The organism is Haloarcula amylovorans, assembly GCF_004681185.1.
GTDB lineage: Archaea > Halobacteriota > Halobacteria > Halobacteriales > Haloarculaceae > Haloarcula > Haloarcula amylovorans.
Map to the genome: position 1 here is coordinate 731,896 of NZ_SRIF01000002.1, position 13,468 is coordinate 745,363.

The 13,468-nt window shown below is 63.0% G+C and carries 16 protein-coding genes; 4 read left to right on the forward strand and 12 right to left on the reverse strand.

Annotation, left to right across the window (positions count from 1 at the left end):
• Positions 1-246: 246 nt before the first annotated feature.
• The 5 genes from E4S61_RS10925 to E4S61_RS10945 all read right to left on the reverse strand — a co-directional run bounded on the left by E4S61_RS10925 (position 247) and on the right by E4S61_RS10945 (position 2,725).
• Entirely contained in the window at positions 247-795 is a 549-nt protein-coding gene (locus tag E4S61_RS10925; RefSeq protein WP_135303966.1) for an NADPH-dependent FMN reductase, read from the reverse strand.
• Positions 796-891: 96 nt separating this feature from the next.
• Positions 892-1,449 (reverse strand): sugar O-acetyltransferase, encoded by a 558-nt coding sequence (locus tag E4S61_RS10930; RefSeq protein ID WP_135303967.1) that lies wholly within the window; start codon positions 1,447-1,449, stop codon positions 892-894.
• A 65-nt stretch (positions 1,450-1,514) separates the two neighbouring features.
• Entirely contained in the window at positions 1,515-1,862 is a 348-nt protein-coding gene (locus E4S61_RS10935) for a DUF7521 family protein (protein WP_135303968.1), read from the reverse strand.
• On the reverse strand, positions 1,862-2,209 hold the full coding sequence (locus tag E4S61_RS10940; protein WP_135304690.1) for a helix-turn-helix domain-containing protein: 348 nt from the start codon (positions 2,207-2,209) through the stop codon (positions 1,862-1,864). Before E4S61_RS10940 ends, E4S61_RS10935 begins: the two co-directional genes overlap by 1 nt.
• A gap of 120 nt (positions 2,210-2,329) precedes the next feature.
• Positions 2,330-2,725 carry a hypothetical protein gene (locus E4S61_RS10945; protein ID WP_135303969.1) on the reverse strand — a complete coding sequence of 132 codons (396 nt, stop codon included), beginning with the start codon at positions 2,723-2,725 and terminating at the stop codon, positions 2,330-2,332.
• Positions 2,726-2,833: 108 nt separating this feature from the next.
• On the opposite strand from E4S61_RS10945, the gene E4S61_RS10950 reads away from it, so the two are divergent.
• Both E4S61_RS10950 and E4S61_RS10955 read left to right on the forward strand, forming a co-directional pair.
• A complete protein-coding gene (locus E4S61_RS10950; protein ID WP_135303970.1) occupies positions 2,834-3,517 on the forward strand; it encodes a hypothetical protein in 684 nt (227 codons plus the stop codon).
• Positions 3,518-3,610: 93 nt separating this feature from the next.
• Complete coding sequence (locus tag E4S61_RS10955; protein ID WP_245180686.1) at positions 3,611-4,969, forward strand: NAD(P)/FAD-dependent oxidoreductase; 1,359 nt, start codon at positions 3,611-3,613, stop codon at positions 4,967-4,969.
• A gap of 85 nt (positions 4,970-5,054) precedes the next feature.
• On the opposite strand, the gene glpR is transcribed toward E4S61_RS10955, so the two are convergent.
• The 7 genes from glpR to E4S61_RS10985 form a co-directional block, all read right to left on the reverse strand.
• On the reverse strand, positions 5,055-5,828 hold the full coding sequence (gene glpR / locus E4S61_RS10960) for an HTH-type transcriptional regulator GlpR (RefSeq protein WP_135303971.1): 774 nt from the start codon (positions 5,826-5,828) through the stop codon (positions 5,055-5,057).
• A gap of 232 nt (positions 5,829-6,060) precedes the next feature.
• Positions 6,061-6,234: a hypothetical protein gene (locus tag E4S61_RS25390; RefSeq protein WP_167768476.1), complete on the reverse strand. Its 174-nt coding sequence runs from the start codon at positions 6,232-6,234 to the stop codon at positions 6,061-6,063.
• Between the two features lie 2 nt (positions 6,235-6,236).
• Entirely contained in the window at positions 6,237-7,364 is a 1,128-nt protein-coding gene (locus E4S61_RS10965; protein WP_135303972.1) for an ABC transporter ATP-binding protein, read from the reverse strand.
• A gap of 6 nt (positions 7,365-7,370) precedes the next feature.
• Positions 7,371-8,291, reverse strand: coding sequence for a carbohydrate ABC transporter permease (locus E4S61_RS10970; protein ID WP_135303973.1), 921 nt, complete (start codon positions 8,289-8,291; stop codon positions 7,371-7,373).
• Between the two features lie 2 nt (positions 8,292-8,293).
• Positions 8,294-9,223, reverse strand: a complete 930-nt coding sequence (locus tag E4S61_RS10975) for a carbohydrate ABC transporter permease (RefSeq protein WP_135303974.1) — start codon at positions 9,221-9,223, stop codon at positions 8,294-8,296.
• A gap of 55 nt (positions 9,224-9,278) precedes the next feature.
• Positions 9,279-10,604, reverse strand: a complete 1,326-nt coding sequence (locus E4S61_RS10980; protein ID WP_135303975.1) for a sugar ABC transporter substrate-binding protein — start codon at positions 10,602-10,604, stop codon at positions 9,279-9,281.
• Positions 10,605-10,945: 341 nt separating this feature from the next.
• The gene (locus E4S61_RS10985; protein ID WP_135303976.1) at positions 10,946-11,917 is read right to left on the reverse strand and encodes a halocyanin domain-containing protein; all 972 of its coding nucleotides are present in this window, start codon (positions 11,915-11,917) and stop codon (positions 10,946-10,948) included.
• Between the two features lie 136 nt (positions 11,918-12,053).
• On the opposite strand from E4S61_RS10985, the gene nirK reads away from it, so the two are divergent.
• Positions 12,054-13,145 carry a copper-containing nitrite reductase gene (gene nirK / locus E4S61_RS10990; protein ID WP_135303977.1) on the forward strand — a complete coding sequence of 364 codons (1,092 nt, stop codon included), beginning with the start codon at positions 12,054-12,056 and terminating at the stop codon, positions 13,143-13,145.
• The gene (locus E4S61_RS10995; RefSeq protein ID WP_135303978.1) at positions 13,142-13,453 is read left to right on the forward strand and encodes a CGCGG family putative rSAM-modified RiPP protein; all 312 of its coding nucleotides are present in this window, start codon (positions 13,142-13,144) and stop codon (positions 13,451-13,453) included. Before nirK ends, E4S61_RS10995 begins: the two co-directional genes overlap by 4 nt.
• The last annotated feature ends 15 nt before the right edge of the window (positions 13,454-13,468 follow it).

Here is a 13,468-nt window from a genome sequence, read left to right on the forward strand (position 1 = left end):
CAATCTCATCTTGGCAGAAAACACTCACAAATATATGTGTATTGGTGCTATATGTGTTTGAGAGATGGGGAAGATCCTTGTATATGAGTACATAATCGTTAATATCGGCGCCACTCACAGAAATATGTCGCTGAAGCCGATTTACCGGTTACTGCCTCTCGGTACAGACGTATTTTCGAGAGCCGACCGAAGAGCCGCTGATTCACGCCCGTGATCGAAGAGAACTGCAGCTCTCGAATTCGCCACTCAGGTCGGCTTCGGTTCGGTGAAAGCGTTTTCGGTGGCCATCCGACCGAGCTTTCTCACACGCGCTTCGAGTGCGGAATCGACGAACTCGCCGTCCGCGTCGAAGGCGTCGGCCGCGCCGCGAATGCCGACCTCGTGGGGGAGCGTCCAGCCGTGAACGGTTCGAACGCCGGTCCGCAGGTGTTCGAGCGTCTGTGCGTACGAACCTCCGCCGGCGGTCGCCAGCAGGCCGACGGTCGTGTTTTCGAACTCGTCCCGGCCGAGATAGTCGAAGGCGTTTTTCAGCGCCGAGGAGACCATCCCGTGGTAGACCGGCGTCCCCATGAGGACCGCGTCGGCGTCGCTGACCAGCGTCCGCAACGCGTCGGCGTCACCTCGCTCACGGGCGTCGGGGTCGAAAAGCGGCAGGTCCCAGCGCCGGAGATCGATCAGTTCGGTCTCCGCACCCGCTTCTTCGGCGGCGTCCAATGCGTGTTCGAGAGCGAGATAGGTCGTGCTCGGTTCACGAAGGCTGCCACAGACGGCGACAACGGACGGTGCCTCTTCCATTTTGCGGCTGTACGTGGTCGAGCAGTTTAACGTCCTTGATAGGGATACTGTGACAGTCGAGGCCACTTCGAGCGGTTTTCGTCCTGAGAGCGCCGCTCACTCCAGCTCCTTCACGACCGTCGCCGGATTTCCCTGAACGACCACGCTGTCGGGGACGTCTTCCGTGACGACCGCGCCGGAACCGACGACGACGTCGTCGCCGAGCGTCACACCGGGGTTCAGGACGGCCTGTCCACCTATCCAGGCGTTGTCACCGACCGTGACCGGCTTCCCGTACTCCGGGCCGGCGACCCGCTCGCTCGCGTCGAGCGGGTGGGTCGCGGTGTAGACGTGGACGCTCGGCCCGAGCATACAACTCTCGCCGAATTCTATCGGACAGACGTCCAAGAAGACGCAGTCGAAGTTGGCGAAGAATCCCTCGCCGACGCGAATGTTGTAGCCGTAGTCACAGCGAAACGGCGGCTCTACGGTGACCGTCTCGCCCAGCGACCCGAACAGGTCGTCGAGTATCGCCGCTCGCTCCTCGTCGTCGCTCGGGCCGGTTCGGTTGAACTGGCGGGTGAGTTCCCGCGCCCGTTCGCGCTCCGCGACGAGTTCGGGGTCGCTCGGGTCGTAGCGGTCGCCGTTCAGCATCTTCTCCTTTTCCGAGGCCATCGCCCACCGTACCGGACCCACAGTGAAATAACACCGCGGTCGGGGTCGGAGTCGCCGAACCCGGCTCATCGCTCGCTCGAACCGCCCGGTGTGACGAGCAGCGAGTACAGCAGGGAGCAGAGCCCGACAATCTCGCTCACTCGGCTCAGTATCGGCAGATAAAACGTCCGAACGCGCGGTTGTAGCCCGACCACTTGTCCGAGCGAAGTGACGCCGATAGAGAGTGTCATCGGGACGACGGTGATGAGCGCGAGTCCGGCGGCGAGGTACCACATTCGGACGCTGTCGTTGCGCCTGTAGCCGCGATAGGCGTGGAAGGTGATGAACAGCGCCAGCCCGACCGCGATCAGCGACGCCGCGAGCAACAGCAGATCGTCTGATTGCGTCTGTTCGGCGGCCTGAAGCGCGACCATCAGAGTCCCTCCCACATGTCGGTAAAGCGGTCCGCGAGGTCACCGGTCGGCTTCTTGGAGATGGTCACGTCGAGTCCCGAGTCAGTCAGGCGGACGGTCAGTTCGTCCAGTCGCGCCTCGTACATGCTGTGGTGGTTGCCGTCGGGCTGGGCGATGCGTCGCTCGGCGAGCAGGCCGCAGTCGACCAACCGTTCCGCGCGTCGATACACCGTCGAGATAGAGATATCACAGGTCTCGCTGAGTTCCTTCGCCGACATGGCTTCGTTGCGCGTCTCCCGGAGAATTGACTGTGCGTACGTATCGTCAAGGAGGGCGAGCACTTCCGCTGCGTCCGCGTCGTCGGTCACGCGTCGGCGCTTCCTTTCGGCGCGGGACTCATGTAACTCGTGGTGGACCCGAAGAGTGGTCGCTGTGACGGCACTCATCTTGGGTGCTCCAGGGGCCGTCCGTCCTCGGCTGTTTGCACCTCACGCATTCTGTCGGACGCGCATGAACAGCGTGGTGGCCGCGTACTGAACGGCGACGGTCACCAGAAAAGCGATTCCGGCAGTGTACTCGGTGGGTGCGACGCCGAGCGCGAGTTGGTAGACGCCGACGAACAGGCCCGTCGTGACCAGCGCCGCCGAGACGGTCCAGACGACGGCCGCGCCGCCCGCGTACTCGACGGGCCAGTACTGCTCGTAGGCGTACGGTACGAACACCGCGACGTTGAGCGCGAGAAGCAGGCTGCCGGTGGGCGACCCATCGACCTGTGCGAACGCGAACAGGGCAACGAGGGCGCACAGGACGGCGACGACGCTCACCGTGACGTTGCTCGTCAGGTCGGCTTTGAGACGCGCCCCGAGTGACGGGTTGTCTGACACATCTCTGCATAGACGACCCCCTAATAAGGCGATTACCCGGATTCGCTGGGCCAGCGAATCCGTCGAGCGCGACCCAAGAAATTTGTTCGCCTCGAACGACCTCCCCATATGGATACGCCCTCCCTCCTCCCCGAAAACGAGCACGTTCGCTCCCTCCTCGGCGTCGTCGCCCTCGCCGGCATCCTCGTCGCGTTATCGGATGCAGATCCGACGACCCTCGTACCGATGCTCGCCCTCCTCGGCGGAGTGACGGCGATAAACGCGGCGACCGACGTGTTCGTCCTCCCAGAGGAGACCCCGCGCCTCGGATACGGCGTGCTGGTCCTCCTGCTCGGCCTCGCCTTCCCTGTATTCGGGACCGACCCCGGTCAGACACGCCTCGGTTACGCTCTCGGTGGTCTCATCGCCACGTGCGGTGCGTGGCTCGTCTTCGATGCGTACACTGCGATGCGCTTCGAGGAATCGAGTGATCGCCACGAGTTCGTCTCCGGGGGCGACGACGATTCGGCCGAGGTCATGTTCCGGCTGCAGACGTTGAACGTCGTCAACCAGGCGCTGCAAGACGCCGAGATGCCGCAGTCCCCGGCCGACCTCGCCGCGGAGATTGACCTCACTGCGACCCGTGTCGAACCGGCGCTTTCCTACCTCGAAACGAAGGGCCCCGCTGAGCGCACGCCAGACGGCTATCGCGCGACGCCGCCGCGCTGGGGCCGCCTTCATCCCATCGTCGCGTTCGGGCGCTGGCTCCCGCGCCGACTGTTCGCGCCGCTTCGTCGGCTCTCGGGACACTGATTCGGGTCGCTATCGACTCTCTCGTCTCCCTCGTTTCGTCGTCCAGGATGTGTTGCGTGTCAACGCTTATCGCCACTTGCTGCGAACGATACGATGAGGGCACCCGACATGACGCTCGCAACCGTTCCGCAGTACGATAGCGACCGGACAGCCGTGATCGGAGACCGCGCCGTGGTCGTCGGGGCCGGTATCGCCGGATTGCTCGCGGCGCGAGTGCTCGACGACGCGTTCGAGGCGGTGACGGTCGTCGAGCGCGACTCGCTCCCGGACGGGCCGCGCGTCCGCGACGGGGTTCCACAGGCTCGGCACGTTCACGTCATGTTAGAAGCCGGGAGGGCCACGCTGGGGGACCTGTTTCCCGGCTATCGCACGGACCTGCTTTCGGCCGGTGGCCTGGAAATCGACGGCGCACGGGACGTCAGTTTCTACGCCGAGGACGGATTCCTCGCGGACGGGCCGGAACCGCTGCCGCACTACGCCGCGACGCGGCCGCTGTACGAGTGGCTGGTGCGCGACCGTCTCGCCGAGCTAGACGGTGTGACCGTCCGAGACGAGTGCCAGTACGCTGGCTATCTCACGGATGCGGAGGCGAAGCGCGTGACGGGTATCGTGGTCCGGAACGAGGCGCGAGCGACGGAGGAACTCGACGCGACGCTGGTGGTCGACGCCACCGGTCGCCCGAGTCGGACGCCCGCGTGGTTAGACGAACACGGGTACACGCCGCCCGTGGCCGACGAGGTCCACATCGACCTGGCGTACAGTACCATCTTCGTCGATCGACCGACCGACGACAAGCGCGCGTATCTCGTGACGCCCACCGGCGCACAGCCACGCGCTGCGGGGGTACTCCCCGTCGAAGACGACCGGTGGGTGGTGACCCTCGGCGGCGTCCACGGCGACCACCCGCCGACGGACGGCGAGGGGTTCGCGGCGTTCGCGGCAAGTCTCCCAGTTTCGGACGTGAACGACTTGCTCGACGAGCATGCGTGGGTCAGCGAGGACATCGCCCACTACCCGTTCCCGGCCAACCGCAGGTATCGCTACGAGACGTTGGACCGCTTCCCCGAAGGGCTGCTCGTCGTCGGCGACGGCGTCGCCAGCTTCAACCCGCTGTACGGACAGGGGATGTCCGTCGCCGCGCTCGAAGCGCTCTTGCTCCACGACACACTACGCACGGACGGCTTGGAGAATCTGGCTCCGCGTTTCTTCGAGCGGAGCGAAGACGTCGTCGACATCGCGTGGGCGATGGCCGTCGGCGCGGACTTCCAGTTTCCGCAGACGACCGGCCCGAAACCGCGCGGGACGGACCTGCTGAATCACTACGTCGCCCGACTGAACCGAAAGGCCCAGACGGACGGACGGCTCCGAGACGCGTTCATGCGCGTGATGATGATGGAACGACCGCCCAGCACGCTGTTTCGACCGGGTATCCTGTGGCGCGTGCTGGTCTGAGTGGCAGTCGCGCTCGCAGCGACATCGTGTTTGTCGGAAGCAGTGTGTACAGTTCCCACGTGATAACCGGATTCTAGCGCGTTGGTCACGTGACCGCGACCAGGTTCTCCACGACGAGGACGTCGGCGCGGTCGAACACGTTTCGCATCTCGTCGCTCAGCGGGACATCCGTGATCAGCATGTCGATGTCGTCGACGGTGGCGAACTCCCGGAAGCTCTGGGTTTCGAGTTTGCTTCCGTCCGCCACGAGGATGACCCGGCGGCCGCCCTCACAGAGGAGCGACTTGATTCGCGCTTCGTCCTCGTTGGACACGGAGAGACCGCCGTCCTCCTGAATGCCGTCCGCTTCGAGGAAGACGATGTCGAAGTTCGTCTTCCGGAGGTAGGATTCGCCGCTGCGCCCGACCAAGGCGTCGGACGTCCGCCGGAGCGAGTCACCGACGACTTTCACTTCGCCACACGTCTTCCGGAGTTCGAACGCGTTCTCGGGAGAGTTCGTGGCGACCAGTAGCGAGACCGAATCCGGAATCACGCGAGCGACTTCCATCGTCGTCGCGCCTGTATCGAAGAAGACGGCATCGCCATCGCTCAGCTCTTTGACCGCTCGCTGGGCGATTGCTCGCTTGCCGTTGGGGTTTTTGATGCCATCTCGCCGTTGGGTGCCGCCGGTGTCTCCGTTGGACGCCGGGAGGGCACCGCCGTGAAATCGTTCGATACGCCCGTCTTCGGCCAGCGTGGCCAAGTCACGCCGGATCGTGGCTCCCGAGACGCCGAACGTCTCAGTGAGTTCTTCGACTGTTACCCGGTCGGAATTGTTCACTTTCTCGACGATCTGATCCCGTCGTTCTTCAGGCAACATTATCAATCATCGCCCCGAAGTCGGCGGTTCACTGTCGTACGACGACATACGGTTACGAGAGGTATATTTTTATCTATAATCTCCATTAGTATCGCGCACAACGGCGCTGTCGTCACCGATTCGCGGTTCCATTGGATAGTGTGCGGCATACAGGTATCAGAGATATTCTTCGATGTGGTCGTCGATTGTACGATGTTCTACATCAATGTTCATAAATACTATCTCTCCTGTATCAATCAGCCAGCACACCGAACAGCGCCGCAATCACTGTCCCGATGCTGCTGACGATTGCGCCGCCGTAGACACCGGTACCGTAGTTGTACACGGCGAGACCCGCAAGTACGACGGCGATGCCGAACGAGGCGAGCACGGCCGGCGGGAGGTCCCGTACAGTGTCCGGTCGCATCGTCAGACCGCCGCTTTCCGCTCGGGCTTCGGCTCGTGAGTCAGCGATCGGCCGGTCTTGGGGTCGAAGTACTGCAGCGAGTCCCGGTCGAACCGGAGGTTCACGCTGTCGCCCATCTCGACGGTCGTATCGGGATCGACGGCGGCCTTGATGGTCTCGCCAGTGTCGAGGTTGAGTTCGAGGACGGTCTTCTCCCCCTGTGGCTCGACGACTTGCACGGTCGCCGGGTGGACGTTCGAGGGGACGCCGTCCTGATTGAGGGCAATGTTCTCCGGGCGGATGCCAAGGACGACCCGTTCGCCGAGGTGGCCCTCTAGCTGGTCGATGAACTCGTCGGGGACGTCGTGCGTGTCGGTCCCGAGGTTGAGTTCGAACTTCCCGCCGGACTCTTCGAGGGTCCCCTCGATGAAGTTCATCGACGGTGACCCGAGAAACCCGGCGACGAACATATTACGCGGGTTCGTGTAGACGTAGGTCGGCTCGCCGACCTGCTGTATCTGCCCGTCGTCCATGACCGCGATCTGGTCGGCGAGCGTCATCGCCTCGACCTGGTCGTGGGTGACGTACACCGTCGTCGTCGAGAGCTCCTCGTGGAGTTTGTTGAGCTCGGCGCGCATCTGCACACGGAGCTTCGCGTCGAGATTTGACAGCGGTTCGTCCATCAGGAATACGGCGGGGTCCCGGACGATAGCGCGACCGAGCGCCACACGTTGTTGTTGTCCGCCGGAGAGTTCGGACGGCCGGCGGTCCAGCAGGTCGTTGATCTGCAGTAGCTCCGCGGCCTCCGTGACACGCTGGGTTATCGTGTCTTCGGGCGTGTCGTGCTGTTCCAGCCCGAAGCGCATGTTCTCGCGCACGGTCTTGTGCGGGTACAGCGCGTAGTTCTGGAACACCATGGCGATGTCCCGCTCGTACGCGCGTTGGTCGTTGACGACTTCGTCGCCGATACGAATCTCGCCGTCGGTCGCGCGTTCCAGTCCCGCGATGAGACGGAGCGTCGTCGTCTTCCCACAGCCCGACGGGCCGACCAAGACGGTGAAGCTCTCGTCGGGGATGTCCAGTGAGACGCCGTCGACCGCGGTGACGTCGTCGAATTCCTTTACGAGGTCGTTGAGTTCTACGTGTGCCATTGTGTATTACTCCTTGACAGCTCCTTGCGTCAGTCCGCTCACGATGTACTGCTGGAAGAACAGGCCGAACAGGATGCCGGGTAGCGCGGCGATCATGCCACCGGCGGCGAGGTGTGCCCAGTCCACGAAGTCGTCCGCGACGAACAGCGAGACGGCGATGGGCAGCGTCTGTGCCTGCTCCGAAGAGGTGAGAACGAGCGCGAAGACGAACTCGTTCCACGAGAAGATGAAGGCGAGAATCGCCGTCGCGGCGATGCCCGGTTTCGCCATCGGGAGGATAATCTTGAAGAACCCTTCCCAGCGCGAACAGCCGTCGATACGGGCCTGTTCGTCGAGCGACTCGGGCACGCCGTCGAAGTAGTTCTTCATTATCCAGACGGCGAAGGGGAGGTTGAAGAACGTGTACGTCAGGATAAGCGCGATGCGGGTGTCGTACAGACTCCCGGTGATGCCGCCGATGAGCGGCGGTGCCGACATGATGCTGAAGAACGGCACGATGAGCGCGATGGGCGGAATCATCCGCGCGCCGACGATCGAGAGCAACAGCGCCTTGTTGCCGATGAAGTCGTACCGGGAGAACGAATAGCCGGTGACCGTCCCCAGCGTCACGCAGATGAGCGTCGTCGTGCTGGCGACGATGATGCTGTTCAGCGTGTACAGTTCGAACGGCCGATTCTGGAAGATTTCGACGTAGTTGCTGACCGTCGGTTCCGATGGGAAGAACGAGATAGGGACGTTCAGCACCGCTCCCGTCGGTTTGAGGCTGGTGATGAAGATGAAGTAGATCGGGAACCAGATGACGACGACGTACAGTCCCAACAGTCCGTAGGCGACGAGGCGTTCGCGGACGATGTGTGACCACTCGTCCTCGGTGTTGAGTCCGAGGCTGGTGGCCAGTTGGTCGAGGGGTGATTGTTTCGTGCTCATTGTCAGTAGGGTGACTCACCGAAGATTCGGTACAGCATGGCCACGATGACGAACGTCACCGCGAGCAGGACGACACCGAGTGCTGCACCCTCTCCGGGGCGGTTGAATACCTGTGCAGTGCGATAGAGCCACGACGCCCAGACCTCGGTCGATTTCCCGGGACCGCCCTGGGTCATGACCCACACGAGGTCGAGCGCGCGGATGTCGAAGATGATACGGATGGTCAGCGCGACCAGAATCGACGGCTTCAGGAACGGATACGTGACGTTCACGAACCGCGAAACCTTCCCAGCGCCGTCGACTTCGGCGGCGTCGTACAACTGCTCGGGGACGTTCTGGAGACCCGCGAGCAGGATGATGATGATGAACGGGGTGAACACCCAGATGTCGGCGATGATGAGCGCCATCATCGACAGGGTTCCGTCCGAGAAGAACGCGATCTTGCTGGAGAGGAGGCCAGATTGGGTGAGTAGGCCGTTGATAGCGCCGTACTCCGACTGGAACATCCAGCGCCACATCAGGCCGCTCATCACGTATGGAAGAATCCACGGAACGATGACGGCGGTACGGAACCAGCCCCGTCCCTTGAGGTCCTTATCCAGGAGGAGTGCGATTCCCAACCCGAGGACGAACGAAATGCTGACGCTCAGTCCCACGTAGACGAACGTGTGCCACGTGATCGAAACGAAATCCGGAGCCAGTCCGAAAACGGTCCCGCTTCCCCCATCGGCGAAGATGAGACGCTCGAAGTTCCGGAGGCCGACGAACTCCCGTTCGCTGTTGATGGGATTCGTCCAGAAGAAACTGCTCCAGAACAGCTTCAGGGTCGGGTAGACGATGATGGCGGCTATCCAGAGCATCGTCGGGCCGACCGTCAGGGGGACGAACAGTCGGTCGAGTATGCGTCGCAGTGATTGTTTCTGTGTCGACATTTGCTGAAATACTCGCTACGATTAGCTAGTGGTGCTCGCTCGGTTCGACCGCCGATTAGAGCAGGCCAATGTCCTGATAGAGCGTCTTGATGTTGCTCTGGGCGGTTTCGAGCGCCTCTTTCGGGTCTTTATCGCCCAGTAGCGCGGGCGTAATCTGTTCGGAGAGGTAGTCGTCGACCTGTGGCTGGGCGAGGTAGGTCTCGCTCTTTGCCTGTTCGAGGTTGAACTTCATGTCTTCGAGCAGCCACGACGGATACTGCTCTTGGATCTCCGGTTCGTCGTACACCGCAGGGATGACTGCGGGGTTCCCCTCGACTTTCATGTTCGTCTTCGAGGACTCCGTCGTCGTCATGAACTTGGCGAACTTCTTGGCCGCTCCCTTGCGTTCGGAAAAGGCCGAGACACTGATCCCGTTCGTGTCCTGGAACGTCGCGCGGGAGTCGGGACCCTTCGGCGGTTTCGCGCTGCCGACGCGTTCCTTGCTCCAGCCGTCGGCTTCGAAGGCACGGGCGGCGAGCGGCGTCCATGACTCGACCGTGGCGAGTTGGCCTGCGATGAACGTATCGCCAGCGCCGCCTTCGCCCATACTGGAGATGCCGTCGGGAATCAGGTCGTTCTCGCGAAGTTGCGTGAAGAAGTCCATGACCTTGGTCCCCTCCTCGGCAAACACCGGCTGGTTGCTGTCGTTGAATAGCTGGCCGCCGGCCTGATAGAGGAACTGCTTGAACGTGAACACGTCCTTGTTCGACCACGTGAAGGCGAACGGCGACGTGTTCTCGGTCTTGAGTTCTTTCCCCTTCGACACGACCTCGTCCCACGTGCTCGGCGGTTCGCTGACTCCCTGCTTCTCGAAGTGCTGCTTATCGTAGAGGTACGTCCCCCACTTGCCGAATTCGGGGGCCATGTACGTCTTCCCGTCGAGCGTAACGAGGTTCTGCAGATTTTTCGGGTAGTTCGACATGTGACTGTCGCCGAGGCCGAGCGGTTCGAGCCACTCCGATGCGACGAAGTCGGCGAGCCACCACGTCGGGCCGTTGAACGCGTCGACCTTCGCGCTCTCGTTTTTCCAGATGGTGGTGAGGCTGGTCTTGAGGTTGTTCCAGGGGACTTCGTTGACCTCGACTGTGATGCCGGTCTCCTCCTCGAAGCGCTCGATGTTCTTTTCGGTTCCGGGGTCGTATTTGAGACTCCCGGCGTTGTAGAAGACGAGTTTCTCCGCCATCGACTCAGAGCCGGTTCCGGTACTCGTTCCCGAGCCGTCAGCGGTATTGTCTCCGCCATCTCCACCGTCTCCGCCGCTACATCCTGCGAGGGCGACGGTTCCGATGGCTCCTGCACTCTTGATGAATGTCCGACGGGTCCGATTGTGCTTATTCTGCATGCAATCGCTCACGAGATGTGCATGGTTAATAAATCATTTGGATAATTGTTCGCCCTAATTATGGTGTAGTATCTCTTCATCTATTAACGATCTTCGCAGAAATTGCGTGTAAACCGTCTAGATTGTGGATTATCGCTGGTTCTCGGCATCGACACGCGTCACACATCGAGACGACGCCGACTGTACGGGATGAACAAATTTGTTCACGAGATGAGCGAACGCTCGGATCACTCTGAAAAATCATGCTAGTTCCCGCCCGAAGAGAGTGGCCCGACTAGACTGAATCCCACGGCTCGACCCGTCGTTTCGCACGGCTCACCGGCGTGTTGGGGCGTGATCGCCTAGTTGTCGGTCCCTCGCAGTTTGAGCAGGGCGGCGAGACCGAGCGGCGAGAGGGCGGCAGCGAGGAGTCCACCGCCGACGATACTGACCGAGAGCGGGACGTCGACGACGCTTTCCATCGGGTCGCCGACGACGACGGCCCCGCGCATGGCCTGGGCCGCGTGCGAGGGACAGGTGTACTTACTGACGCCGACGCCGTCGAACTGCAAGGCGTGGGTCGCCCCCTCGCTATCGGTCAGGTCGGCTTCGTAGCTCCCGTCGGCCGCCGCGATGCTGTGGGCGTCGCCGTCGCCGGTCCACTCCCAGACGACGGTGGTACCGGGATCGACCCGCAATGCCGCCGGTTCGAACGCGAAGTATCCGCCGTTGCCCGTCGCACCGACGGCGACCCGAACTAATTTCTGTCCGGTCCGGTCGACGGTCCCGGTGAAGTTCTCTACCTCGTCGAACCAGTCGCCGTAGTCGACCGCTGGCGGGGCGTCCCCGGCGACGACGCCGCCGACGATGACCGCGCCTTTCATCCCCATCGATTCGTGGGGTAGACAGGCGTAGCGACTGACGCCCTCGCTCTCGAAGGTGTGTTCGAACGTCGCGCCCGCGTCGTCGAGCATCTCGCTCTCGTAGGCGTCGTCCGTGGCGAGGACGTTGTGGACGCCGCCCTTCCCGGTCCACTCCCAGACGACGGTGGTGCCGGGGTCGATTCGCACCGCTGCCGGTTCGAACGCGAAGTCGCCGTCGTTACCCGGCGCGCCGACGGCGACGGTCACCTCGGCCGTGCCGCGTTCGTCGGCGATCCCGTCGTAGTTGTCGACGTCAGCGAGCCACGTTTCGAACTCGTCCGGGTCGGGTGCGGCCAACGCTGGTCGCACGCCCGATCCGAGCGCGGCGGCCCCGAGCGTCGCGCCGGCTCCGGCGCGAAGCACGTCTCGCCGGCTAAGTTCGGTGGCTTGAATGGATGTGTTGGTGGGCATAGGTGAACAGTGTCGGCACAATTAGTTAACTCAGAAACACGATTCTCGCCGGGTGGGAACGGTTCTCGCCGGGTGGGGACGTGCGTCCAGTTATATCGCCTCTCGTGGGGAATCTCAGCCTATCGGAGAGACTAAGATGACGTACACTCCCACTCGACGACGCGTATTGCAGGGTCTGGCTGTCGGCAGCGCCGGGGCGCTCGCTGGCTGTACGGTCGGCTCGCCCACGAACGACGTACAGGTGTCCCAACCGCTCGACCTCGGCGTCGAGGAAGCGAGTCTGGACGCCGCGAAGCCCGCCGATGTCGACCGCGTCGCCGCCGACCCGCGGGACATCCCGAAACCCATCACGCGGTCGAAACCGGCCACCGTCCCCGTCGAACTGGAGACCCGCGAGGTCGTCGCCGAGATCGAACCCGGCGTCACGTTCACGTACATGACCTTCGACGGGCAGATTCCCGGACCGTTCATCCGGACGCGCGTTGGTGACACCGTCGACCTGACTATCAGGAACCACGAGAGCAGCACGATGGCCCACAACGTCGACTTCCACGCCTGCCGCGGTCCGGGCGGCGGCGCGGAGGCGACCACGGTCAACCCCGGCGAGGAGAAGCGCCTGCGCTTTACGGTGACCTACCCCGGCGCGTTCGTCTACCACTGCGCCGTGGCGAATGTGGACTATCACATCTCCAGTGGCATGTTCGGCCTCATCCTCGTCGAACCCGAGGACGGGCTTCCGGCCGTCGACCGCGAGTTCTACCTCGGACAGATGGAGGTGTACACGAACGGAAAAGCCGGACAAGAGGGACACCACGAGTTCGATCACACGGGAATGGCTGCCGAGAACCCGACCTACGTCCTCGCCAACGGCGAGAAGTACGCCATCGGTCCGCAGGGGTACGACGAGATGCGAGTCGGGACCGACGAGACGGTTCGCATCTACTACGCCGTCGGCGGCCCGAACCTCTTCAGCAGTTTCCACGCAATCGGGAGCGTCTGGGACGAGGTGTACCCGCAGGGGGCGCTGGCCTCCGAACCGGACCGCTACGTCCAGACCACGCCGGTTCTGCCCGGCAGCGCCGCCGTCGTCACGTCACACTTCCCCGTGCCCGGCGACTACAAACTGGTTGACCACGCACTCTCGCGGGTCGCGCGGAAGGGCGCGCTTGCGGTCATCCACGCGGACGGCCCGACCAACGACGCGGTGTTCGACCCGGAGGAGCGATGAGCGAGCACACTCTCTCGGCGGCCGAACCCGTGACCGACCGCGTCCACCACAACTCGTGGTCGGCGAACCTAGAGCAACCCGTCCACGAGGAACGACGCGATGCCGTCGTCACCGGGGCTATCCAGGCGGTCGAACACACCGCGCCGGGCTACCACGTCAACCTCGTCACGCACGGCGCACACGGCCGACCGGAGTCATATCTCGGGCCGGTGCTCCATGCGAGGTTCGGCGACAGCATCGACTGGACCTACGTCGACCAGTGTGGCTGTGGCGGGCACGTCCTCCGCGTTCGGGTCGAGGACCGCTGAGAGCGGGCCGGTCGG